Genomic DNA, 24,928 nt, shown 5'->3' on the forward strand with positions numbered 1-24,928 from the left:
ACCAAAAACGCCCTTGCCCCACGATTCGATCAAATCGTAGGCCAAGGGCGTTTCTCAGCACGGCGTCAATTTAGCGTCAATTGTCGATCAACATGCAATAAGAAGTGCACCGCTTCGGCAAGTTGGTTCTCAGCAAAAAAGCGAATGTCTGGCTGTTTGCCAAATACATCGATTTCGATCAAAGGCTCAAATCCACCAAACAGCCGCAATACTTGTCGTAACCATGCATCCCAAACCTGTGTGACCAAGCCATTGTGGCGGTCTAAATTACGCCGAATGATCACATTCTTGTTCTCCCATGTCCGCACCCGGATCGGCGTCGTTTGCCTAGTCGCGAGCTCTTGTAAATAAGCGTATGGTGACATTTCATCAGCCCCTTTGCACAAGTGCGACAGAAACTATGCTCTATTATCATTATACAAACAAACGTTTGCTTTTGCAACTTATTAACGCATTTACGGTGAAGTTAGGTATACTAGGGATAAGTGAAATCGAGGAGGAACCAATGCAATGAGCGAAAAAGAGCAATTAAACGCATTTTCTCGGGAGATCATCGACTTCCAGCGTAAGAACAACCTCACCGACACCGAGATGGCGCTCAACAGCCATGTATCTGTGGAACACATCCACAACATTAAAGCAATGCGGGAGAACCCGGATCCAACGGTCGTGGCCAGCCTCCGCGATTATATGGAGCACAAACCCAAAGGCAAATAGCCAGCGATCGCCGTGCCGATAAAGCGGTCACCATTAAAACAAGCACTTAAAGACAGCGAGCTGATCGCTATTTTTAAGTGCTTGTTTTAGTTTAGGTTCAATCATGTGCCGAAACGACTTTTTGGAAAGTATCATTAGGGATCCGAATCAAGGAAAAGCGTTGCGCCGTCCGTCCGACCCTTAGCCCTAAACCATTGAGAAACGTCGGCTTATACGTGCCAATATACGTCGCCACATAAGCTTTTTCTTGCGTTTTTTCTAACTTAGCGAGTTGCTTGGTTGACCATGGATAAGCAGATGCCCGCACGGTTAAAGCATCGGTGGCATCAGAAACGTCAGCATTGCGACTCGAGATCTGATATTTTGCCCCGTGAGTCCAGTAAGTATAATAATGCACCGGATGCTTGCCATTACCCGAGGTCACACTGACATAATAAGAGCGATCTGAGTCGGTTTGCAACACGAGATTTGCATAATTATAAGTCACCTTAAGGGCACTGCGATCAGAATAATCCGGTTGACGCAACCACGTGACCCAAGCCATCCCGTAAAAAACCACGGCTAAAAGCAACACTTCTAAGCAGTCGATCAAAACGGTCTTCACCGAATGCTGCTGGCGCAAAACGACCAGCATTTTTAAATGGCGTTGGCGAATATTCCAGACCACAAAACCGAGATAAGCTAGGACTAACAGCCATGCCACTAGCCCTAGTAAGTTCCAAGAATTCATGCATTTCTCCTTACAAAAACGTTTCCGCTGATCGTTAAGCGTTCAGATGATCCGCCTGCTCAACTGCCATTTGGCCCAACAAATTCAAGTAGTTCCAAGGCTTATCATACCAAGGGTTAAACAGCATATCGACATACGCCAAGTCGTCGATCGTGTTGCGGTTTTGGATCATGACCGAAACCAAATTGGCCGATTGCGTCACATCATGTTGACTCAATAATTGCGCACCGAGGATCCGCCGGTTATCTTGATCATAAACTAACACCATCGTCACCGGATAGGCATCTGCCATGAACTCTGGGCGATAGGCATCCGTCAACGTCACGCTAGCCGCGTTGAAGCCTTCTGTTTTGGCCCGCTTCAAGGTCATCCCGGTACAAGCCAGCGTCTTATCATATAACCGCATCGCACTCGTCGATTGGGTCCCCATGTAACGCACCACATTGCCAAACACATTGCGCCCGGCTAATTTCCCTTGGCGCACGGCATTTGTTGCCAATGGCGCATATGAGTCGCGGCCGGTGGGATTGAAGTGCACCGCCACGGCATCCCCGCCGGCATAAATATCAGGGTCGCTGGTTTGCATATAATCATTGACGTGGATCGACCCATCAGGGTTGGTCACCACTTGGCCTTCCAGCAATTCTGTCATTGCCCGAAAGCCGACGCATACCACCGCCAAATCAGCCACGTGTTCTGCTTTATCCGTACGAATGAACGCATGTTGCTTATCGCTATCAAATTGTAACGCGACTTCGTTCAAAAACGTCGTGACCCCATGAGCACGCAATTCATCGCTGACCAGCTCTGCCAACTCGTGATCGACATAATGGCTCAAGACCCCGTGCACCCCATTGATGAAGATCACCTTGCGACCGATGCGGCTATACGCTTCGGCGATCTCAACGCCAATATAGCCGCCGCCGATGATCGCGATCGTTTGGGCATCTTTGGCACTTTCTTTGATTTTGACGGCATCGTCATAATTTTTACACATCAAGACCCGCGGCAGACTGATCCCTTGTAATGGCGGCACAACCGGATAGCTGCCTGTGGTCATGATCAGCTTGTCATAACCTTGCATGAACCGCTGACCGCTCACCATGTTTTGCACTTCCAGCTGGTGGTCTTTGGCAGCGATCGTCACCACGTCATGTTGCAGGTGCACGTGCACATTGGGGCCAAGTTTTTCCAACTCAGCCGCGCTGTCGTAAAACATGTCCTCCAAGCGTGCAACTGTACCTTCAAGATACAACGCGATCCCGCAAGATAAAAAGGAAATATCTGCCCGGCGTTCAAAGACATCGACCGTCGTTTCCGGGTGCCGCGCAATGATTTCATGGACCGCTGCTGTGCCAGCGTGGGTACACCCGACTACTGCGATTCTCATATTAGGGCCTCTCTTTGATGTGTCATTAAATGGGATACTGCTATCTGTTATTATCGCACGAAAACTACTAAAGCTAAAGGCTAGTTCCTTTAAGAAATCGACTGCACTAAGTTATACTTAAGAAAAGGCTTGCAAGAAGGGAATGGCGCTGATGAAAGTTGCATTGATCGGTGCAGGACCACGTGGTTTGCTGCTGCTTGAGCGGCTGCTTGCGTGGTACCCGCACACTGCTTTAAAGCACCTTGAGATCACCTTGTATGACCCCTTTGCCATCGGCGGGCGGATTTGGACCCCCGCGCAATCACCTTACCTGTTGATGAATACCGCCGCTAGCCAGATCACGTTATTTTACGACCAAACGGTAGCTTCGATCGGTCCTTATGTGACTGGACCTACCTTAGCGCAATGGGCAAGGCATGACGCCCGCGCATTTTTGGAAGCGGCTGGTGCGGCGTCGATATTGATCGCAGAAGCACAAGCCCTCACTGCCAACGATTATGCGTCACGGGCGTTATATGGCTATTACCAGCGCTGGGTCTATGCGCGGCTGCTGGCCCAAGCGCCTCCAACCGTCTCGATCACGCATCAGCAAACGACCGTGCAGGCACTGACACGCCACGCTGGCGGCTTTGAACTGGTCACCACGGCGGCTGTCGAGGTTGCCGATACCGTGGTTTTAGCATTGGGCAACACCACCAACGCCTTATCCGCTGAACAAAAACGCCTGGTGGATTTTGCCTATGAACATCAGCTGCTTTACTGGCCGCCAGCCTTACCTGCAGAAGGCGACTTGAGTACCTTGACCGCTTCAGATACCGTGATCTTACGCGGCTTGGGGCTTAGCTTCCATGATCTCATCGCCCGCTTGACCAATGATCGCGGCGGCCGTTTTAGCCGTGACGCACAAGGGACCCTTCACTACCATCCCAGCGGCAACGAACCTAAGATCATTGCCGGCTCCCGGCGCGGCTTGCCGCCACATGCCAAAGGGCGCAACCAAAAAGCCCCTGGTGAGCAAGTCCAACCCGTGTTTTTGACGCCGGCGCAACTAGATACTTGGCAAGCCCAAGGCCCGCTATCAAAAGACGCCTTCATGACGGCTTTAAAAAATGATGCGGCCTATGTTTACTATAGCTTATTATTGGCACAACGTTATCCTAAAATTGAACTGGCTGCTTTTCAACAAGCCTTCTCGCAAGATCCTCAAAGCGCGATTAAGCCGCTGCCGCTAAAACCATCCGAATACTTCGACTGGTCGGCGCTATTCACCGCGCCGCAAGCGGCGACTTGGGCGCAAGCCGTCAATGCTTATCTCCAAGCTGACGTTGAAGCCGCTGGTTTGGGGACAAAAACTGGACCTTTGACCAGCGCCTTAGAAGTATTGCGCGATCTGCGTGATGCCATCCGGCAAATCGTCTTACGCCAACTATTGGCGCCGCAAACCGACCGCGAATGGTTCTTGCGGACTTTCAACCGTGATAATACCTTCTTATCGATTGGGCCGCCTTTACGCCGGCACGAAGAATTGCTAGCGCTGATCGCCGCGCAAGTCGTGACGATTCTGCCGCCAGAGATGCAAGTACAAGCCAAACATGGTGCGTTTATCGCCACCAGTAAAACCCCAGGCAGTCCCACCTATCACGGGACTGCCTTGATCGAAGCACGCGTGGCGGCCGTTTCTGCCCGGACTGCCCAAAATCCCTTGATCAAACAACTGCTGCGCACCGGGTTGGCCAATGTGCATACCTTGCCAAATGGCACGCTTTCTGGCGCCTTAGCGGTTGACCCTGATACCTTGCAGCTGCTTGACGCACAAGCCCAGGTACAACCGCACCTTTTTTGCTGGGGCCCGCCGATAGAAGGCATCCAGTGGCTGACCAATGCCAGCCCGCGGCCGTTAGTCAACGACACCAATTTACGCCAAGCCAACCAGATCGCCGCGTTGATCTTATTTGACCGCTTGCCCGAGCAAGTGGCGGTTAACTTTTAGGGGTGTGATCAACGGCAGCATCAGCAGGATCTTTGCGTTGTCCCCACGCAGCTTGCTATGCTTAAACTAGACCAGAAAGGGGACGACGCAAGATGCAAAGCACAAAAGCCTGGGAACAACTATTGACGACTACCGCTGCTGGCCCATATGTTTCGCTTTATTTGCCCCTGAGTGAAAACCGCGACATGGCTGCACACCAATTGGAACTACGGCACTTGATCCATCATGCTCAAGCCGTCATGGCAGAAGTTTACCCTGAATGTGACTGGCTGCCGTATGCCGAACAACTGGCCCGACTGGCTGATACCCCCCAAAGAACATTAGGCCAAACCGCCACCGGCTTAGGCGTGATCTGCACGCCTGCGACTTTAACGACTTTCGAGTTGCAAATACCGGTAACCACTACGGCGATGGTCGCTGCTCGACCACAGATCCTCCCATTGATCGCAGACGCGAAAAGCCGGCAAGAGCTTGATGTCTTGGTATTACAAAGCGACAAGATCACACTCTTGCACACGGATCACCACACCTTGACGCCGATCGACTTGCCTGCAGACGCGCCCCAAACGCTGACCGGTACCTTAGGCACGCAGGTGCGCGGCGGTGGGATCAATTCGGTCAGCCGCGGTCCTGGACAAGTCGGGTATCACGGCCACGGCGACAAGGCCAATGCCGATGCAGCTGATATGCGCCGTTTCTTTCAAGCTGTCGATGACTACATCATGACTCATTACTCACAACCACACCAACAAGCCCTTGCGCTATGGGGAGCCCCGCAAACATTGAGTGCTTTTCGCGCGATCAGCCACAATCCCTGGCTGATCGACGTCCAATTGGAGCTTAACCCAGAGCCTTTGGACAGCGCAGCTTGCGCACGTGCGGCCGTGGCGCTGCACCAAGATTTGGCGACCATCCACCAACATCAATTACTGGCAATGATCGATCAAGCCCGCAGCGCCAAGCGCTTATCTCGCGATTTAGGCACGATCATCCATGCCAGCCAAGCGCATGCGATCGAGCATTTATTGATCGCAGATACCCAACGTATTCATGGCACCATCGTCGCCGGCGCACTCGAAACCGCCACCGCCGAGGCCAAACACAACAATGTGTTGAACGATCTGGCGATCATCACGCTGCAACAAGGCGGGCAAGTCACCATTTTGCCAACTGCCCAATTATCTGCACCCGTCGTGGCGATCACCCGCTATCAACTATGACCGCTTGCTAATTTAGCCAAATCAAAAGGGACAAACCGCCAAATACTGGTTTGTCCCTTTTTGAATGTCTGCTTTTACTGAGGCGTGATCACTTGATCGCTTGCCAAGTCCAAGCTTGCACTTCTGGAATATCTTCGCCGGTTTGGCGAATATAATCGTGGTGGAATTGCAGCGTATCATCCATTTTTTGGATGAAGGCCGCCGCTTTTTGTTCATAACCTGGCACATGGGCGATAATATCTTTAGCCAGATGGAAGCGGTCAAGTTCATTGACCACCCGCATATCAAACGGTGTGGTAATGGCCCCTTCTTCACGATACCCGTGCACGCGTAAATTATGGTTATGCCGATCAAAGAAGATGTCCCGAATCAAATCTTCAAAACCGTGGAAGCCAAAGAAGATCGGCTTATCCGTGGTAAAGTAGCGATCAAATTCTTCGTCAGACAAGCCCCGCGGATCGCGGTCTGGACTCTTCAACTTCAAGAGATCGACCACGTTGATAAAGCGAATCTTCAGCTCTGGGAAGTTGTCATGCAGCAAATTGATGGCCGCTAAGCTTTCCATGTTCGGTTCCGTCCCAGCTGCTGCGATCACGACATCGGGTGCGACACCATCGTCGTTAGAAGCCCAATCGATACGCTTTAAGCCATTTTCAGCCAACACTTCGGCTTCTTCAATGGAATAAAATTGTGGCCGCGGCTGCTTAGAGGTGATCAGCAAGTTGATGGTGTTTTGACTGCTGAAGACTTTCGGCGAGATCGCTAACAACGAGTTGGCATCTGCTGGCAGATACTCGCGAATGAACTCACCTTTCTTTTCAGCCAAGTGCGTTAAAATACCAGGATCTTGGTGCGTGTAGCCGTTGTGGTCTTGTTGGAATGATGTTGACGTCGACACCACGTTCAAAGAAGGATATGGTTTGTGCCACTGCTCCTTAGCCGCTTCACGCATCCACTTGAAGTGCTGCGTCAGCATCGAATCAACGACCCGCAAGAAGGCTTCATATGACGTGAACAGGCTGTGCCGACCAGTCAAAGTGTAGCCTTCAGAGAAGCCTTCAGCCTGATGTTCTGACAGCTGTGAGTCAATGATCCGCCCAGCTGGCGCCATTTTTTCATCGCAACCATGCTGGTTGATCGGCTCCAACCACTGCCGGTCAGTCGCTTCAAACAAACCATACAAGCGATTGGACATGGTTTCATCGGGACCGAATACCCGGAAGTTTTGCGGGTTGAGCTTGATCAGATCCCGCAGGTAATCAGACCAGATGATCATGTCTTGCTTGACGTTTTGGCCGCGTTTGGAGTTGTCTAAGGCATAATCTTTGAAATCAGGGAGCACTAATGGCTTTGCATGATAGCCGACATTGGTGATCGGGTTAGCCGCCATCCGCTTATCGCCTTTAGGCGTCAACGCTTGCAGTTCTGGGATCAGCGTGCCGTTTTCATCAAACAGCTCTTCTGGATGATAAGACTTCAGCCAATCTTCCAAAGATTCCTTGTGGGTCATGTCGTCGCGCTTGACTGGGATCGGGATCTGGTGCGCACGGAAGGAGCCTTCGATCGGCTCGCCATTCCATGTCTTAGGACCAGTCCAGCCTTTCGGCGTGCGTACGATCAACACTGGCCAGTGTGGCATAGTGGCATCGCCGGTTTCACGGGCATGCTTTTGGATCGCTTGGATCTTTTCGATCGCAGTATCCATCGTCTTGGCCATGATCGGATTCAGCTTATTCGGATCATCACCTTCAACGAAGTATGGGTCCCATCCCATCCCTTCGAAGTACTTGCGTAAGTCATCATCCGATTTACGCGACAAGATCGTTGGGTTGGAGATCTTGAAGCCGTTCATATGCACGATCGGCAATACCGCCCCATCGTTGATCGGGTTGATGAAGGTATTTGAGAACCACGAAGCTGCCAATGGTCCGGTTTCAGTTTCACCATCCCCAGTGACCGCAGCGGCGATCACGTCAGGATTATCTAAAACTGCCCCAGTGGCATGACTCAGCGTGTACCCCAACTCGCCGCCTTCATGAATAGACCCTGGGATCTGCGCATTGGCGTGACTGGCTGCCCCGCCTGGGAAGGAGAAGCGCTTGAATAGGATCTGCATCCCTTTTTCATCTTGAGAAATGTTCGGATATTTCTCAGAATACGTGCCATCAAGGTAGGCATTCGACAGCATAACTTGGCCGCCATGACCTGGACCTTCCAAATAAAACATGTTCAAGTCATATTTATTGATGACCCGGTTCAAATGCGTATAAATGAAGTTTTGTCCTGAGATCGTGCCCCAGTGCCCGATCGGATAGTATTTCACATCATCCGATTCCAAAGGCCGGCGCAGCAATGGGTTCGCCACCAGATATAGTTGTCCAACAGAAATATAATTTGCCGCGCGCCAATACGCGGTCATCTTGTCAAAGTATGCTTGAGATGAATAATCTGTAGCCATGACAATACCTACCTTTTTTAATTTGATGACTTTAGTATAACACGTTTTTGCCAAAAAACACTTATTAACGCTTAAAACTCCTTAAAATATTGCAACCGTCTACCTACTTTAATTATACTAACGAAGGCCTGAAGCACCTAAAATTTTGACGCGTCAATGATCGTCAAATTGTGTTACAATATTCACAAGAGGACTGCCCTCGTTTATCTCGTAAGGATCAGGTCAATCTCTGAGGAGTTGAGAAAAATGCGTTTTTCTTTATTTGACTGGTTGCTTCTTGGGTTTGCATTAATCGGCTGCATTGCTTTGGCAGTTATTCAAGCTTACTTGCCTGCAGTCGTATTAGCGGCGCTGATGGTCGTCGCGCTTTTGATCCATCGCTCTAGCGGCCGTCCCAGCCAGCTGCTTTAGCTGCAACGATCATGACATCAAAAAGGAGCGCGACGAAAGTCGCGCTCCTTTTTGATGTCTGTTGATTTGGCTAACGACCACCCGGCTTGCGCATGTCGTTATTGTGGTAAACGTTCGAAAACGTCACGCACGATCATCAACTCTTCGTTAGTTGGAATCAACAAGGTCTTGATCTTGGCGTCTGCAGCACTTAAGTCTTTTTCGACACCGTGTGACGCCACATTGACATCATGATCAAGCTTAGCGCCTAAAAAGCCCAAGCGGTCGATGATCATGCCGCGCATTTCGTCAGAGTTTTCACCGACACCGCCAGTGAATGCTAATACATCGATCCCATCCATGACAGAAGCATAACCGGCAACATACTTAGCCGCCCGGTTAGCATAAATATCTAGGGCCAACTTAGCCTGAGGGTTTTCAAATTCAACTTCCTTCAAGTCCCGCTGATCTTGCGATAACTCAGAGATCCCTAAGACCCCAGAATCGTGATTCAAGATATGGAGCATTTCATCAGTGTCCACATCCAGCTTCTTCATTAAGTAAGCGACTAGCGAAAAGTCAATATCACCGCTGCGCGTGCTCATCGTGATCCCTGCCAACGGGGTAAAGCCCATAGACGTGTCTACTGACTTGCCATCTTGAACCGCAGTGATGCTGGAACCAGACCCTAAATGCAAGACCACTGTCTTGAGGTGCTTAGGGTCGCGGCCGAGAAATTCAGCAGCGCGCTTAGACACATACCGTACCGACGTCCCATGGGCCCCGTACTTACGCGCCCCATATTCTTTATAGTATTTGTAAGGGATACTGTAGAGGTAATTCTCCGGCGACATCGTTTGGTGAAACGCCGTATCAAAAACCGCCACTTCTGTCGCCCAAGGCATTGCTTTGGTAAACACATCAATATATTGCGCTTCAACTGGATTATGCAAAGGAGCATAATCTCTAAGGTTTTCAATTTGCAATAACACTTCTGGGGTGACCACTGTAGATTGTGTAAACTCTTCACCACCGGCAACGACCCGGTGGCCAACACCGGCGATTTCATGAAGTTCCTTGACTAAGCCAAGATTCTTTAAGTTGTCCATCACGCTGGTGACGGCTTCGCCAAAATTGGCCACCGGATGATCATCTTTATAGACTTGATGATCACCATACTTCACCTTGATGTTTGCTTTTGGTTGGCCGAGGCGATCGACTAACCCTTCTGCCAATTCCTTTTCAGCTGGCATCTCAAATAACTTCCACTTCAACGTAGAACTACCGGCATTGACTGCTAAAATTTTGACCATTTCTCTCACTCCTCAACACGCGTTCACTCTTCGACGCGGTTTACTTTTTTGGATCATGTTGCTGATGCCACGACGCGATTTGCTCGAGTCGGGCCTTGACTTTGGCTTCAGAGCCAGAGTCGGTGGGGTGGTAATAAGTGTGACCGCGTAAGTTGTCCGGCATTGTTTGCATCGTCGTTAACTTGTCGGCACTGTCATGGGCATATTGATACGCTTTGCCATAACCTAAGTCTTTCATCAAATGCGTGACCCCATTGCGAATCGCTAGTGGGACGGGATCGGCACGGGTCGTTTCGGCATCTTTTTTGGCTGCTTCATAGGCGGTATACACCGCGTTGGACTTAGGCGCCAAGCTGAGATACACCACGGCATGGGCCAAATGCACGGCACATTCAGGCATCCCAATGAATTGGCATGCTTGAAAAACACTAGTGGTGATCTCAAGCGCGCGACTATCTGCCATCCCGATATCTTCTGAGGCAAAGCGGACCAGCCGCCGAGCAATGTACAACGGATCTTCACCGCCGGCAAGCATTCTTGCCAGCCAATAAAGTGCCGCATCGACATCGGAATTGCGCATCGACTTATGTAATGCTGAAATCAGGTTATAATGCTCTTCACCATTTTTGTCGTACAGGAGTTGTTTTTTTGACAACAATTGCAACACCGCGTCGGCAGGCACTTGCAAAACATCACTCGCGTCGTCGACTGGCGTATTGATCACCGCCATCTCCAAGGTGTTCAAGGCGATCCGCGCATCCCCATTAGCAAAATCGGCGATCTGCGTTAACAGCGTATCTGCCACTGCTACTTTTTGGGACCCGTAGCCGCGCGGATCATGCAAGGCGCGCTTCAATAATTGGACTAACTGTGCCGTTGTCAGCGGCTTGAGCACAAACACCCGCAAGCGTGACAATAACGCGGCATTTACCTCGAATGACGGATTCTCCGTCGTGGCACCGATCAAGGTAATACTGCCGCGTTCGACATAAGGTAAGAATGCATCCTGTTGCGCCTTGTTGAACCGGTGGATCTCGTCAACAAAGACGATCGTTTTCACCGCTTGCTCGCGGTTCACTTCTGCCGCTTGCATGACTGCTTTGATTTCCTTGATACCGCTAGTAACTGCGGAAAATGTCACAAATTCTGCTTTCGTCCGTTTAGCAATGATCCGCGCCAGCGTCGTCTTGCCGACCCCAGGCGGCCCCCAAAAAATCATGGAAGTCACCGCGTCGTGCTCGATGAGCTGCCGTAGTGCGCGGCCTTTGCCTAACAGATGTGTTTGCCCAGCAACTTCGTCTAACGTTTGCGGACGCATCCGGCTCGCAAGCGGCTGAAAAGCTTGCCCTGGATCAAACAGCGTTCCCACTAATTGCCACCTCTATTCAAACTCAATTTGAATATATGTCTACTATAACATGAAACCGTTATCTTGGAAGCAACATGGTATACTTATCCGTGACGAAAAGCACAAAGATTTCACCTGAAAGGTGGTAATAAGATGTCCGACCGCACATTAGCTGATTTTCCTCAAGGCGCCTTCACCGCCTTCTCGATCGCTCAAATGACCTATTTTCTCCCAGTCCATCCCGGATTAGACGATCATTCACTGACATCTTTTTTCCGTGAAGATACGCCTAATATTCGCCGCACCAAAAATGGCCTGTCATTGCGCTTGCCCAACGCGCCTGCCGTCCAAGCCCATAACGGCCAGATCATTGCCAGGTTCACGAATGGCAAGTACAAGGTGATCGACACAGACTATTATCATAAGAATTTTAACGACCCATTACTCGAACTGGATTAACGGAGGTTATCGTGGCGCTTTTTGAAAAATATCACCCGCTGCTGTCAGCACACTATACTTTAGACTGGTTGACGGCCGCTAAATTAAAAGCGGTCTTTGCCTTGCGCCAAGACCCGACGCAAGCCGCCTTGTCTAGGCGCAAACGCGATGACACGATCACCGCCACTGCGCAATACGTCAACCACGCGATGCACTTAGTCATGAGCAATCAAGCCTTGATTTATGGGATCATTGCGCGTCATTCCCAGCAGTTTGTTGGCAGTGTCGAGCTGCGGCAATTCGACTCCGCATTCACTCAAGCGCAACTGCGCCTTGAAGTGGCGCCGCAACAAGACCCGATCCCGTTATACGCTGAGATCATCCCGCGCATCGTCGGCTTTGCTTTTTTTGAGCTGGGCTTAGAAACGATCACCATGCCGGTACCAACAACCGCAACGGTCTTGTTAAGCTGGCTGCGGACCAATCACTTTCAAGCAGCGCCTGAGCTTAATCCTCGCACGCAAAGCGCTGAGCAACAGGGGCCGCTTTTACAAATGACTTTAGCTAAAGCCGCGGTTAGCGATGACCCGCACTATCGGTTCTAACAATCAAAAAGCGTTCAAGACCACGATCAAACAATCGTGCGCCTTGAGCGCTTTTTATTTTGGTGATTTAGGTGATGCCATGCCATTTTGACGATCCATCCGCCAATGGCTGCGATACCAAATCAGCCTTACATCAAGGCCATAAAGACGAAATCTAAGATGAACCCTAATGTCACGACCCATAACACCGGGTGGACGTCTTTGGCCTTACCGGTGACCAGTTTGATCAAGCAATAGAAGATAAAGCCCGCCGCAATGCCATAGGAAATATTGTAAACCAACCCCATGACGATCGACGCCATGAACGCCGGCACTGCTTCTGCCAGGTCATTCCAATCGATTTCTTTAAAGCTGGACATCATCATCACCCCAACCATGATCAAAGCTGGCGCGACCGCTTCACTAGGTACGATCGCAATGATCGGCGAAAGCAGCGATGACACTAAAAAGCAAATCGCCACCACGACCGCCGTCAGCCCGGTACGCCCACCAGAACCGATCCCTGCGGCACTTTCAACGAAAACGGTAATGTTACTGGTACCAAAAATCGAACCGACCCCTGTCGCGATCGCATCGGAAAAAAGTGCTTTGTCCATTTTCGAAGAGAAGCCATGGCCTTTTTCCATCGCTTGCATATCTGCACTCGTAAAGATCCCGGTCCGACGGCCAGTTCCGATGAACGTCCCTAAAGTATCGAAAATATCGGAAAAGCTAAACGCGAAAATCGTCATGATCGACAACAAAATGTGATGCGAATCGGTAAACAAGCTGCCGAAGCCTTTGGCTGAAAATGCCGCCCCAAACGTCGTCCCAAGTTGACTGACCGCGTGCCCAAACGAATCCGCTGCCGAAATATGTAAGTTGGTCACTCCAAATGGGATCCCGATCAAAGTGGTGACAACGATCCCGATCAAGACGGCTCCAGGGACTTTTTTGACCACTAAGATTGCCATCAATAACAAGCCTAACAGCGCGACCAAAGCACCTGGCTGAGTAAAGTTCACTAACGCCGGCGTCACCCCATTACCATTGGCCACCACCGATTGGACGCCGGCTTTAAAAGTATGCGCCGCCGCATTGCCGCCATTGATGCTCAAGATCCCTGAAGCAGCCGTAGAGAATTGGAGAAAACCGGCATTTTTCAACCCAATATAGGCAACAAAAACGCCGATCCCGCCACCGATCGCATGTTGCATCACTTCTGGGATCGCCACGATGATCAACTTACGGATCTTCGTCACGGTGATCAAAATATTGATCACACCGCACAAGAAAACTAACGCCAAAGCCTCTTGCCAAGAAAATCCCAGCGCTGCCACCACTGTGTAGGTGAAAAAGGCGTTGAGCCCTAATCCTGGTGCTAAAGCATAAGGGACGTTGGCAAACAGCCCCATGATCAACGTCCCGGTGGCACTGGCGATGATCGTCGCCAGAAACACCGCTTGTGACGGCATCCCGGTTAAGGCAAGCGTCTGCGGGGCAACGAACAAAATGTATGACATTGCAAAAAACGTGGTCAGTCCTGCGATTACTTCTCTGCGCGTCGTGGTGTGATTAGCTTTCAGCTGAAAATACTCGTCCATGATCTACTCCTTTGATTTTGAAATCATTAAAAATCAGCCTACGCGTATTGACTGGAAGTTTCAAGTTAAAATACGGCTATTTTCAATAAAAAGTTTTCTAATGTTCGCCTTTAATTCCTTTTCATCACAAAAAGCGGCTCATCTTTACGATGAGCCGCTTCGTCACGAGGCAATATTCGGCTATAAAACGGCTAAGACAATGAAGTTCAAAATGAAGCCGACGGTCACGATCGCCAAGATCGGATGGATCTGCTTAGCTTTGCCAGTGATCAACTTGATCAAGCAGTAGAAGATGAACCCCGCGGCGATCCCGTAAGAAATGTTGTAGATCAAGCCCATGACCACCGAAGCCATGAACGCAGGCACTGCTTCTTCCAAGTTAGCCCAGTCGATTTCTTTGAGGCTGGCCGTCATCATCACCCCTACTAAGATCAATGCTGGCGCGACCGCTTGTGTCGGCACGATCGAAATGATCGGCGCAAACACCGCAGAGATCAAAAAGCATCCTGCCACGGTAACTGCCGTTAATCCTGTGCGGCCGCCGGCACCGATCCCAGCTGCACTTTCAACATACGTCGTCGTGTTAGAAGTCCCGAAGATCGAGCCGATCGAAGTCGCGATCGAATCTGCAAATAACGCTTTATCCATTTTCGACGAGAACCCGTGGCCTTCTTCCATCGCCTTTTCATCAGCTGCAGAGAAGATCCCGGTACGCCGGCCAGTCCCGATGAAGGTGCCTAACGTATCAAAGGTATCCGAAAAACTAAAGGCAAAGATCGTCATGATCGACATCACCGTTTGGCTAGGTGAGGTGAAGAGACTCGTCATCCCATTGGCACCAAATGCAGCGCCAAACGTCGTCTGCAACTGGGCAAAAGAATTCCCGAGTGAATTCGCATTGGATAAGGAAACGTCTGTCACCCCCATCGGGATCCCGATCAAAGTGGTGACAACGATCCCGATCAAAACCGCCCCAGGGACCTTTTTGATGACTAAGATCGCCATGAGAAACAACCCGATCAACGCCAAGAGTGCCCCTGATTGCGTGAAGTTCACCAATGCAGGTACGATGCCGCCGCCGGTGACCACACCGCTGACCCCGCCTTTATAAGTGGCCGTAGTCGCGTGATAAGCGGCATTATTGATACTCAAGATGTTGCTGGAATCAGACGTAAACTGTAAGAATCCCGCATTCTTCAGCCCAATATAGCCAACAAACACCCCGATCCCGCCGCCAATCGCATGTTGTAAGACTTCCGGGATCGCCATGATGATCATTTTGCGCACCTTCGTCACGGTGATCAAGATGTTGATTAACCCACAGATGAAGACCAAAGCCAGTGCTTGCTGCCACTTAAATCCTAATGCAAAAACGACCGTATACGTGAAAAACGCGTTCAAGCCCATCCCTGGTGCTAAAGCATAAGGGACATTGGCAAACAGCCCCATGACTAGCGTCCCTACCGCACTGGCGATGATCGTCGCCAAGAAAACCGCCTGTGACGGCATCCCCGCCAGCGATAATACTTGCGGGTTAACGAATAAGATGTACGACATTGCAAAGAAAGTCGTCAAACCCGCCATGATCTCGGTGCTTACCTTAGTATTATTCGCACGTAGTTGAAAGAAATTATCCATAATTGCTCCCTCGTTCGCATTTGATGAGTTTAGCTTACCCCATCAAAACCGTGAATTCAAGAGAAAATACGGCCGATATCATCAATAATTAAAATATCATTCGTGTTTATCAGCAAAACTCACCTTAGTGAGCGCTAACTTCCGTATCGGTATGCCCATTTGTCAAAAAATCGACTAAATACTGCAACGAATAAAACACCATGTTATGCACGGCAGTTTGGGTGTAATACGCGATATGCGGTGCTAAAAGGACATTGTCTAAAGCCGCCAAGTCATCCCACAGCGGATCGTGGAAATACCCGTCACGCTCTAATGCCAGCAATGCCGCAGATTCATTTTCAAACGTGTCGATCCCGGCGCCGCCCAAATGCCCGGTCTTAAGCGCCGTCAACAATGCCTGCGTGTCGATCAAATTACCGCGCGCGGTATTGATCACCAGCGCATCGGATTTCATCTGTGCCAATGCTTGGGCGTCAATCAAATGCGTGTTGGCCGCGATCCCAGGTACATGCAAATCGATCACGTCGCTTTGTTGAAATAATTCCGGCAATGACACATAGGTGCCAGGCAGATCAGGCGCCGGGGTCGGGTGGGGATCATATATCAATACCCGCGCCCCAAAGCCCGCAAATAACTTGATCGCCGCGCGTCCGATCCGGCCGGCACCGATCACGCCAACGGTTTGTTGCGCGAGTTCGCGCCCAATGAAAGTTGTCGCCTTAGGATAATCTCCTGCACGCAAGGCGGCAGCCACCGCACCTAATTGACGCAGCAGATTCAAGGTCAACGTCACCGCAAACTCTGCGATCGCATTGGGCGAATAAGCCGGCGTGTTGGCGATCTTCACCCCGGCACGCGCCGCGGCTGCAAAATCAATATTATCAGTGCCAACATTGCGAATCGTCAAATACTTGATCCCCAACTGGCCCATCTTGGCGAACAATTGCGCTGAATAAGGCGTCGTCTGCAAGCAATTAAGGCCATCATAGCCAGCTGCCAAGGCGACCGTTTCAGCGTTCAATAATTCCGGCCGGATCGTTAATGCGATCGCATGCGTTTTTGCCCATTGGCGTAAATAGGGGATCTCATCGACCCGTGCACCAAACACCATTATTTTCATGATGACGCCTCCTCGTGATAAATGAATAGCTTCTGGTCTCAATAACTTTTAGCATACGTGTTGCCCACCGCAACTGCATGAAAAAAGGATTAAGGTTCATGAAGAACAACCGTTAAGATTTTTTGAAAGCGATTTCTTATTCTATCGTTTTCTCGTTGATGTGTGGTACACTTAAGGTTCTAAAAACTTACGGAGGTTTTATACCTATGAAGATTGTCGTTTTAGCTGGCGGGCGCAGCACCGAGCGAAACGTCTCTATCTCGAGTGGCTACCGACTCACCAACGCATTGCGTGAAAAGGGACACGACGCCACTTTTATTGATTTATTTTTAGGTTATGATCTGCACGGTGCCAAACCGGTGACCGCGTTTGATGATGCCAACACCAGCAAGAACCTGCTGATCTCAGACGCCGTGTTAACGGATGACGATATCAACGCCTTGCGCGGTGATGGCACCACGCAATTGTTCGGCCCTAACGTCTTAGCGATTTGCAAAGAAGCGGATATCGTCTTCCTCGGCTTGCACGGCGGCGATGGGGAAAACGGTAAAGTACAAGCTGTCTTGGATCTGAATAACATCAAATATACCGGCAGCGGGGCTACCGCTTCTGGGATCACAATGAATAAGGTCTACAGCAAAGAGATCATGTTGTATCACCAAATCAAAACAGCGGCCTTTGTTGAGATCACCAAAGATCAAGGCACCACTGGTCATCATCTTCCATTTGCTTATCCGGTCGTCTTGAAGCCGACTAGCGGCGGTTCTTCAGTCGGTACACATATCGTGCATGATGATGCCGAGTTGCAAAGCGGTTTGGTCGATGTCTTCCGCTTCGATAATTCGGCGATCATCGAAGAATTCATTCAAGGCCGGGAATTTTCCTTAGGCGTCGTCAACGGTCACGCCTATCCTGCCATTGAGATCAAAGTCCATGATGGTTGGTATGATTTCGAACACAAATTCCAAGAAGGATACACGGATTTTGTCACGCCGCCTGATGATCTTGACGATGCGATCCATGAAGAAATGAAGCGTGTTTCGATCCAAACGATGAATGTCTTAGGCATGCAAAATTATGGCCGAGTCGACTTCTTCACCAACGCGGACGGCGTGTGGGTGATCGAAGCCAACAACCTGCCTGGCATGACGCCGTTGTCACTGCTGCCGCAAGAAGCTGAAGCTGAAGGCGTCGCTTACGGTGATTTGGTCGAAGATATCGTCAACGGCAAATTAAAATTGTACGCAGATGGTATGAATAACTGATCCTGCTACCCGCATCGAAAACAGCGTCACAGTTCACCACGACTTGGTCGCTGATCTGTGACGCTGTTTTTGTTGACGAATGCGGCTGGACATGCGATACTACGGACGGTGCCAAACCACGGTGGAGGTACGCGATCGGCGCGAAAGCGTTCAGAAGGTCGCCGCACTTCACCACAAGAGACAGCCTTGCGCGGAACGCAAGGCTGTTTTTTTATGCCTAGCGACGCTGCCGCAACACACGATACCCCCAAATCAAGCTGCCGATCAAAACGATGCCCATAGCGATGATCCGCCAGTTGGCGAACGCCTTTGCTTGAATCGGCGGGAGCTTCTTTTTAGCCGCCTCCGGGACCAAAAGGCTTTGCTGCAGCTGCCAATGATACTGACCCGCTTGCGCTGTGATCACCACCTGATAACGTCCCGGCGCCAGTGTTTGTTTTAATGGCAGCTGCTCAGCCAAAACCGAATTCGGTGCCATGGCCAGTGCTTTGCTGGTCGTTTGCATGATCGTTTGTCCAGTGGCTTCTGCGCGCACTTGATTCTTCAACGTCAGCCCGCCAAACAGCCGCGGCGCCGAGTTTTCGATCCTAGCAACGATTTGTTGCGGCCCCAATTCGACGCTCGCCAGCTTTAACTTGGGGGCCACTAAAGTCGATGAAGTTTGCAATTGAACGGCAACGATCATGGCAAACTGCTCGACGATCACCAACCCGCTATCTGCCGTTTTTTCTTTTCCAGGTTCTTGTTGGACATAAATGGCGCCTAATAGCTGCCCGTCAAACCCGCTTGCAGGCGGGGTCACGTGAAAACTGACCGTTCGCGCTTGCCGCGGCTGGATAGTCAACGTTACCGGCGGCGAACCGATCTTAGTCAATCGTACCAGCCCTTTTTGTTTTGGCGGTGTTTGCGGATCATACCCGATCTGGCCATTGGTTTGCGTATACGCATCAGTCAGTTGCGCTTTAAGCCGCTGCGGCTGATCGGATCGATTAGCGATCACCACGGTTAGCGCCTGTTGTCGGCCTGGGGTGACGAGTAAATTGAAATAGCCAAGATTGCCGCCCAGTTGATTGGCCGTGAGTTGCGGCGTCACGGTAATCGCAGCGCCTGCCGCTGAAACTGGCAGCGGCCGCCACCACCATACCAAGAACAAAATCAGCCACCACTTGCGCATGCGTTCCTCCTTATGGCTGAGTCGCCTGCGGTGCAGCCGTCAGCGTCCAATCGATCGTGGCCTCGTAATTGCCGGCAAGGATCGTCACGTCTTGCGGTAACGTCAAGGCCGCTGCGGCGATCTTGGCGCTGGTCTGACCGCTGCCTTTACCTTGAGGTGCGGCTAACACAGTATTGGCGATACCGCTAAAGTTCTTTGAATCGATCGCCAGTGTCGCGGTATTATCACCCGTCACCGTGGCTTGCCCCAGCTGGATCGAATCGGCGATCAACTGTCGATCTGCGGCGCCAGTTAATTGAAACGCGCCTAATTTAGCCGTCACTTGCCACCCCGCATTGCTCCCGCGATAATCGTTCACCTGCAGTTGCGGCGTAAGTTCCCCTTGAGTCTTCAATGTTTTCGACCCGTTGATCAGCTCCTCCACCGATGCCCGCTCAAAATGCAGCACAGGCACCGCCACTAGCGCCAAGGTGCCACCTTCTAAGTCAAAATCGGCAACACTATTGGCCGTCGTTGCGTCACCATTCGCCGCCGCTCCCGCCCCAACCGTCGTTTGCTCTGGCGTGTCTTCATCAGCAGCGGCCACCGGTATTGTTGGACCAGCAGCTAATCCGGCGGCTAATGCCAGCAGCCACCAACCATTCCATTTCACCATTTCGTTCACTCCTTTGATCTGCGATCACTTAGAGGTGCTTTCGCCTCCGTTATATAAGTTTGCATTTTAGGATCAAACTCCTGGTTACTTTTAGTTAGGGTTGATTTATTCACTGGAACTGACTATACTGGGCGCGTTCAAATGTTAGGTTGACGATCAAGCCCTTAAATGACTGGCGATACTCAAGCACTGCTGACTGAACAAAATGGCATTACAGCCGCAATAATCGCCAAAAAACTCGCGCTGTGTCCCCGCTTGGTACCAGCGCTAGTCAAGAAACCGGCGGCTTAAAAAACAAGCGGGCTGGTCTTCAAGCAGCGCACCAATGGCAACCATCATGCCCCGCGGGTTAAGCGGGAGCCTTTTCGTCGTTAACGCACATTCATGAGAAAGAAGGTCAATGCCATGACATCACGGCCTACCCCTGCAAAATTTGACCTGAAAGCATTTATCCATTTGATCGCCAGTATTCATCCGCGTTATGGACAACTGGCTGCCGGCCTGGGGCTGGGCATCTTGGCCACAGCCGCGAACCTGTTGGTGCCTAAATTTGCCCAGACGTTGATCAATCAACTCAGCCACCAGCTAAATGTCACCCTTTTACTTGGCGTCGTGGGAATCTTTATCCTTAGTGCCGCCATCTCCGCAGGGTCAGGAACGATCCTAGGCTTTTTTGGTGAAGACGTGGTGGCCAGCCTTCGCCGCTTATTATGGGATAAGCTGCTGAAACTGCCCGTCAGCTATTTTGATGAGCGCAAGTCCGGTGAGATCTCCTCACGCTTGGTCAATGACTCCACGCAAGTCAAAGACCTGCTTGCCAATGGCTTTCCTAACGTCGTCACCAATCTGTTGCAGCTTTTTGGTGCATTAGGGTTAATGTTGATCATGGATTGGAAAATGACCGCCATCATGTTCGTCACCGTGCCTTTGATGATGCTGGTCATGATGCCCATCGGCAAGCGTGCGCGTCGCATCGGCCACGCCCGTCAAGATGCCTTGGCGGCTTTTAATGGCGAAGCCGGCGAGATCTTGAGTGAAGTCCGCTTGATGAAATCCTCTAACGCTGAAGCCCAAGAAACCAACGCTGGCCACGCCCAAATCAATACGCTTTACCAGATCGGCTTAAAAGAAGCCATTTATGATTCGATTGCCGGCCCAGTGATGAGCGGTGCCATGATGGCAGTGGTGATCGGCATCTTGGCTTATGGCGCCCATCGTGTGCTCACTGGCACGATGAGCATGGGGACCATGTTCAGTTTCTTGATGTATCTTTTTCAGATCATCGGTCCAGTCGGCAGTTTAGGGCGCTTCATGACGACAGTAGCCAAAACCAGCGGTGCCACCGAGCGGATCCAAGAACTGCTGGCAGAACCAGTCGAAGACTTGACGCATGGCGACGCCTTGCCGCTAGATGGGCAAATCCTATCCATGCAACATGTCGATTTTGCCTATGATGCCGGCAAGCCGGTTTTACAAGATGTGAATTTTGAAGCTCGGCCTAACTCTGTCGTGGCCTTTGTCGGCCCGTCTGGCGGCGGCAAATCGACTATTTTCAGCTTGCTGGAACGCTTTTATCCGCCCACTAAAGGCCAGATCTTGGTGGGGCATCAAGATAGTGCCGCGATCGCCTTAAAAGATTGGCGGCAACAGATCGGGTTGGTGTCACAAGATTCTGCCATCATGGCCGGGACGATTCGCTATAACCTGACTTATGGCCTCACTCGAGAATTCGCTGACGAGCAGCTTTGGCACGTTTTGAAACTGGCTTATGCCGAAGATTTTGTTCGTAAAATGCCGCAAGGACTGGATACGCAGGTAGGTGAACGCGGGGTAAAGGTCTCTGGCGGCCAAAGACAGCGCATCGCGATCGCCCGCGCTTTTTTACGCGACCCCAAGCTGTTGATGCTGGATGAAGCCACCGCCAGTCTTGATTCTGAATCGGAAATGATGGTCCAAAAAGCGCTGGAACAATTGATGCGCGGCCGCACGACTTTAGTCATCGCCCATCGCTTATCAACGATCGTTGGCGCAGACGATATCTATTTCGTCGAAAATGGCCATATTTCTGGCCACGGTCCACATGCGCAATTGGTCAAAAATCACGCGCTATACCGCGAATATGTCCACAATCAATTTGCAGCTTAACGCGCTTGTCATCAAAAAAGGGAAAAACCACCGCCGTGGTTTTTCCCTTTTTAGTCTGCGTTCAAACTGATTAAAACTTATCCCAGATATTGGCTAAGATATTGGTTTGGTCGCGGTCTGGGCCAACCGAGAAGGTCAACAAGTCGACCCCGATCAACTCAGCGATCCGCGATACATAGTTGCGAGCGGCTTCTGGCAAGTCTGCTAATGTCTTAGCCCCGGTGATATCCGTATCCCAGCCAGGCATTTCTTCATATACCGGCTGGCATTCAGCCAATTGCTTTAGCGATGCCGGGTAGTGATAAAGCTTCTCACCATTACGCTCATAGGCGGTACAGATTTTAACGGTTTTGAGTCCGGTCAACACATCAATGGAATTTAAGCACAGATCAGTGATCCCAGCGACCCGCCGCGCATGGCGTACGACGACGGCATCAAACCACCCGATGCGCCGTGGGCGGCCAGTAACGGTACCATATTCATGGCCGGCTTCGCGAATAAAATCACCATCTTCATCGAATAATTCTGTTGGGAATGGGCCATCACCGACCCGAGAGGTATAGGCTTTGGCAACGCCAACGACCCGATCGATCTTGCTGGCGCCAACACCGGCGCCGATAGTCACCCCACCGGCCGGATTGGAACTGGTAACAAAAGGATATGTCCCTTGATCGATATCCAGCATCACCCCTTGGGCCCCTTCAAACAACACATGCTCGCCAGCGTCGATCGCATCGTTTAAGACCACCGACGTGTCACAAACATACTGCTTGATCTGTTGCCCATAGGCATAATATTCATCGAAAATATCGTCAAACTGCATTGGTTGTGCACCGTACAACTTGGTGAATTGTTCATTCTTTTCCGCTAAATTAGCCCGCAAGCGTTCAGCAAAAATCTCTTTGTCTAACAAATCAGCGATCCGGATGCCGACGCGAGACGCCTTGTCCATATAAGCCGGGCCGATGCCGCGATTGGTCGTGCCGATCTTATTATCGCCTTTAGCCGCTTCTTGCAGCTTATCTAAGGCAATATGATATGGCAAGATCACATGCGCACGATCCGAGACCCGCAAGTTGTCGCCAGCGATCCCTTTTTCCTGCAAATAAGCCAATTCCTCAACTAAACTCTTCGGATTGACCACCACACCGTTGCCGATCACAGATAACTGATGCGGGTAGAGGATACCAGATGGGATCAAACGCAACTTATAGACCTGTCCGTCACTATGGATCGTATGGCCGGCATTGTCACCGCCTTGATACCGGCTGATGATCTTCGCCCCTTGACTAAGAAAATCTGTGATCTTCCCTTTGCCTTCATCGCCCCATTGGGTCCCAACAACTACGACTGTTCCCATGCCTATCGCTCCTTGGTGTGTCGGTTCACCCGACTATTGTACGGCGCTAACCGCCACTGGTTATTCTACCAAGTTGTCGCAACGGAAACAAGGCAAAACACGAATAATGTTTATAAATCGACATATCAAACTACAAAAACCCGAACAAAAAGTGTTCGGGTTTTTGATAGTTATTAAATTAACGAATGATTCTCAATCACGCTGCAACCGACGCTCTTGCAGATAGGCGTAAATATGCCCAAAGGCGATCTCTAAAACTTGCGTATTATCCACGGTAATTTGTTCGCCCGCTTCATCACCCACCAAGTTCAGCACAAAACTCGTTGCCGTCACCTGGGTAGGAAAGCCGAGAAAATGTTCTTCTTCGTCAGTGATCCGGATCCGGATCACCCGTTGAAACGCCGCGGCGGAACTGATGATCCCCGCGATCAAGTCATCTGAGCTATCAAATTCGCGATCAGCGTTTAAAACCGGCTGTTGCGTGAAGTGGTGTTGCCTATCCCACTGGGCATAATACGCGATCGTTTGCAGGTAATCACTAGCAGTGGTGAGACTTTGGATCGCCGGCAAGCGAATCGCCAAGTACCCGCCAAACTGTGCCGCCATATCCTTAAGGCTCAACACCACCACATCATCATGCAGCGCCTTGACCGTCCCGACGAAGAATTGATCATCATGCCCCTTGGGGATCACCGCCAACAATTGGTCAGCCACGCGCGCTTGCTCAAACACAGCCGCTAATTGGCCATCGTTTGGGACCAAGGCTGATTTGACGTGTTGTAGCTGCTTGCGCTGGGCGACCAGCGCCGTTTCTTGGCGCAGATCCAGCCCTTGAAATTCGATCACTAAAACATCTGAATTATCCACTTGCATCGTGCGCACGTCGGTATAGTTAAATTTGTTGAACACATTCAAAGTAAACTGATCGGGTGCGACCGCAGTAACTTGCCCTTCCAAATACGCATCGTCATCGGCTAAGATCACCATCACCATTTGCTGACTGGCTTGCACTTGGGTCACCAGCTGATGCAGCAAGTCTTTAGTCGCATCAAACTGCAACGCCTGTTCTTGCCCAGCAACCGTCAGAAAATGCTCTGCTTTAGCCACACCGATTCGAAATTGCATATCGTCAAGATCTGTCCCGGCAAATTCAACTTGGGCAATAGCGGCAAAATTGATCAACACGGCGCCATCTGCGATACCCGCGTCGTTATAAGTCGCCAAAATCACAGCGTTATTGCCTAACGCCTGCACATACCCGGTATAAAAATCATCCGTGTCTCGCTGATAAACGTTGATCAACAATTGTTCATTCAATGCGGTCATCAGACTCATCAATATGGCATCCAAGTTATCTAGCCACCTTTCATCGTGGTATATTTCCCAGGA

The 24,928-nt window shown here is 50.7% G+C and carries 21 protein-coding genes; 8 read left to right on the forward strand and 13 right to left on the reverse strand.

Translation table 11 applies throughout. From position 1 onward, the window contains the following. Positions 1–65: 65 nt before the first annotated feature. Positions 66–365, reverse strand: a complete 300-nt coding sequence (locus tag EKM91_RS00985; RefSeq protein ID WP_125748343.1) for a hypothetical protein — start codon at positions 363–365, stop codon at positions 66–68. A 145-nt stretch (positions 366–510) separates the two neighbouring features. On the opposite strand from EKM91_RS00985, the gene EKM91_RS00990 reads away from it, so the two are divergent. Beyond that, positions 511–717, forward strand: a complete 207-nt coding sequence (locus EKM91_RS00990) for an LBP_cg2779 family protein (protein WP_125748346.1) — start codon at positions 511–513, stop codon at positions 715–717. A gap of 97 nt (positions 718–814) precedes the next feature. Here EKM91_RS00990 and EKM91_RS00995 read toward each other — a convergent pair whose 3' ends face one another. Continuing rightward, positions 815–1,447, reverse strand: a complete 633-nt coding sequence (locus tag EKM91_RS00995) for an LVIS_2131 family protein (RefSeq protein WP_125748350.1) — start codon at positions 1,445–1,447, stop codon at positions 815–817. A 34-nt stretch (positions 1,448–1,481) separates the two neighbouring features. Beyond that, positions 1,482–2,837, reverse strand: a complete 1,356-nt coding sequence (locus EKM91_RS01000; protein ID WP_125748353.1) for an FAD-dependent oxidoreductase — start codon at positions 2,835–2,837, stop codon at positions 1,482–1,484. Positions 2,838–2,988: 151 nt separating this feature from the next. On the opposite strand from EKM91_RS01000, the gene EKM91_RS01005 reads away from it, so the two are divergent. Beyond that, the gene (locus EKM91_RS01005; protein WP_125748356.1) at positions 2,989–4,827 is read left to right on the forward strand and encodes an FAD/NAD(P)-binding protein; all 1,839 of its coding nucleotides are present in this window, start codon (positions 2,989–2,991) and stop codon (positions 4,825–4,827) included. A 92-nt stretch (positions 4,828–4,919) separates the two neighbouring features. After that, positions 4,920–6,047 (forward strand): baeRF6 domain-containing protein, encoded by a 1,128-nt coding sequence (locus EKM91_RS01010; RefSeq protein WP_125748359.1) that lies wholly within the window; start codon positions 4,920–4,922, stop codon positions 6,045–6,047. A gap of 88 nt (positions 6,048–6,135) precedes the next feature. Here EKM91_RS01010 and EKM91_RS01015 read toward each other — a convergent pair whose 3' ends face one another. Beyond that, complete coding sequence (locus tag EKM91_RS01015) at positions 6,136–8,505, reverse strand: phosphoketolase family protein (protein ID WP_125748362.1); 2,370 nt, start codon at positions 8,503–8,505, stop codon at positions 6,136–6,138. Positions 8,506–8,751: 246 nt separating this feature from the next. Here EKM91_RS01015 and EKM91_RS13750 point away from each other — a divergent pair, with 246 nt between their 5' ends. Beyond that, positions 8,752–8,916 carry a hypothetical protein gene (locus EKM91_RS13750; protein WP_164508406.1) on the forward strand — a complete coding sequence of 55 codons (165 nt, stop codon included), beginning with the start codon at positions 8,752–8,754 and terminating at the stop codon, positions 8,914–8,916. Between the two features lie 98 nt (positions 8,917–9,014). Here EKM91_RS13750 and EKM91_RS01020 read toward each other — a convergent pair whose 3' ends face one another. Continuing rightward, positions 9,015–10,208, reverse strand: a complete 1,194-nt coding sequence (locus EKM91_RS01020) for an acetate/propionate family kinase (RefSeq protein ID WP_125748365.1) — start codon at positions 10,206–10,208, stop codon at positions 9,015–9,017. Between the two features lie 40 nt (positions 10,209–10,248). Continuing rightward, positions 10,249–11,526 carry a replication-associated recombination protein A gene (locus tag EKM91_RS01025; RefSeq protein WP_125748611.1) on the reverse strand — a complete coding sequence of 426 codons (1,278 nt, stop codon included), beginning with the start codon at positions 11,524–11,526 and terminating at the stop codon, positions 10,249–10,251. 183 nt (positions 11,527–11,709) lie between these two features. On the opposite strand from EKM91_RS01025, the gene EKM91_RS01030 reads away from it, so the two are divergent. Together EKM91_RS01030 and EKM91_RS01035 are read left to right on the forward strand one after the other, a co-directional pair. After that, positions 11,710–12,015 (forward strand): hypothetical protein, encoded by a 306-nt coding sequence (locus tag EKM91_RS01030; RefSeq protein ID WP_125748370.1) that lies wholly within the window; start codon positions 11,710–11,712, stop codon positions 12,013–12,015. An 11-nt stretch (positions 12,016–12,026) separates the two neighbouring features. Then, positions 12,027–12,599: a GNAT family N-acetyltransferase gene (locus EKM91_RS01035; RefSeq protein WP_125748372.1), complete on the forward strand. Its 573-nt coding sequence runs from the start codon at positions 12,027–12,029 to the stop codon at positions 12,597–12,599. 128 nt (positions 12,600–12,727) lie between these two features. Here EKM91_RS01035 and EKM91_RS01040 read toward each other — a convergent pair whose 3' ends face one another. The 3 genes from EKM91_RS01040 to EKM91_RS01050 all read right to left on the reverse strand — a co-directional run bounded on the left by EKM91_RS01040 (position 12,728) and on the right by EKM91_RS01050 (position 16,940). Next, positions 12,728–14,182: an NCS2 family permease gene (locus EKM91_RS01040; RefSeq protein ID WP_125748375.1), complete on the reverse strand. Its 1,455-nt coding sequence runs from the start codon at positions 14,180–14,182 to the stop codon at positions 12,728–12,730. Between the two features lie 180 nt (positions 14,183–14,362). Further along, complete coding sequence (locus EKM91_RS01045; RefSeq protein WP_125748378.1) at positions 14,363–15,820, reverse strand: NCS2 family permease; 1,458 nt, start codon at positions 15,818–15,820, stop codon at positions 14,363–14,365. Between the two features lie 124 nt (positions 15,821–15,944). Then, positions 15,945–16,940 carry a D-2-hydroxyacid dehydrogenase gene (locus tag EKM91_RS01050; RefSeq protein WP_125748381.1) on the reverse strand — a complete coding sequence of 332 codons (996 nt, stop codon included), beginning with the start codon at positions 16,938–16,940 and terminating at the stop codon, positions 15,945–15,947. 206 nt (positions 16,941–17,146) lie between these two features. Here EKM91_RS01050 and EKM91_RS01055 point away from each other — a divergent pair, with 206 nt between their 5' ends. Continuing rightward, entirely contained in the window at positions 17,147–18,205 is a 1,059-nt protein-coding gene (locus tag EKM91_RS01055) for a D-alanine--D-alanine ligase family protein (protein ID WP_125748384.1), read from the forward strand. Positions 18,206–18,422: 217 nt separating this feature from the next. Here EKM91_RS01055 and EKM91_RS01060 read toward each other — a convergent pair whose 3' ends face one another. Next, on the reverse strand, positions 18,423–19,379 hold the full coding sequence (locus EKM91_RS01060) for a WxLIP family cell surface protein (RefSeq protein ID WP_125748387.1): 957 nt from the start codon (positions 19,377–19,379) through the stop codon (positions 18,423–18,425). 10 nt (positions 19,380–19,389) lie between these two features. Next, complete coding sequence (locus tag EKM91_RS01065; RefSeq protein WP_125748391.1) at positions 19,390–20,034, reverse strand: WxL domain-containing protein; 645 nt, start codon at positions 20,032–20,034, stop codon at positions 19,390–19,392. Positions 20,035–20,418: 384 nt separating this feature from the next. Here EKM91_RS01065 and EKM91_RS01070 point away from each other — a divergent pair, with 384 nt between their 5' ends. Continuing rightward, the gene (locus tag EKM91_RS01070) at positions 20,419–22,179 is read left to right on the forward strand and encodes an ABC transporter ATP-binding protein (protein WP_125748394.1); all 1,761 of its coding nucleotides are present in this window, start codon (positions 20,419–20,421) and stop codon (positions 22,177–22,179) included. A 70-nt stretch (positions 22,180–22,249) separates the two neighbouring features. Here the strand turns inward: EKM91_RS01070 and EKM91_RS01075 are convergent, their stop codons facing one another. After that, complete coding sequence (locus tag EKM91_RS01075; protein WP_125748397.1) at positions 22,250–23,539, reverse strand: adenylosuccinate synthase; 1,290 nt, start codon at positions 23,537–23,539, stop codon at positions 22,250–22,252. A gap of 192 nt (positions 23,540–23,731) precedes the next feature. Continuing rightward, positions 23,732–24,889: a hypothetical protein gene (locus tag EKM91_RS01080; RefSeq protein WP_125748400.1), complete on the reverse strand. Its 1,158-nt coding sequence runs from the start codon at positions 24,887–24,889 to the stop codon at positions 23,732–23,734. Positions 24,890–24,928 lie beyond the last annotated feature (39 nt).

The organism is Lacticaseibacillus baoqingensis (assembly GCF_003946165.1).
Classification (GTDB): Bacteria; Bacillota; Bacilli; order Lactobacillales; family Lactobacillaceae; genus Lacticaseibacillus; species Lacticaseibacillus baoqingensis.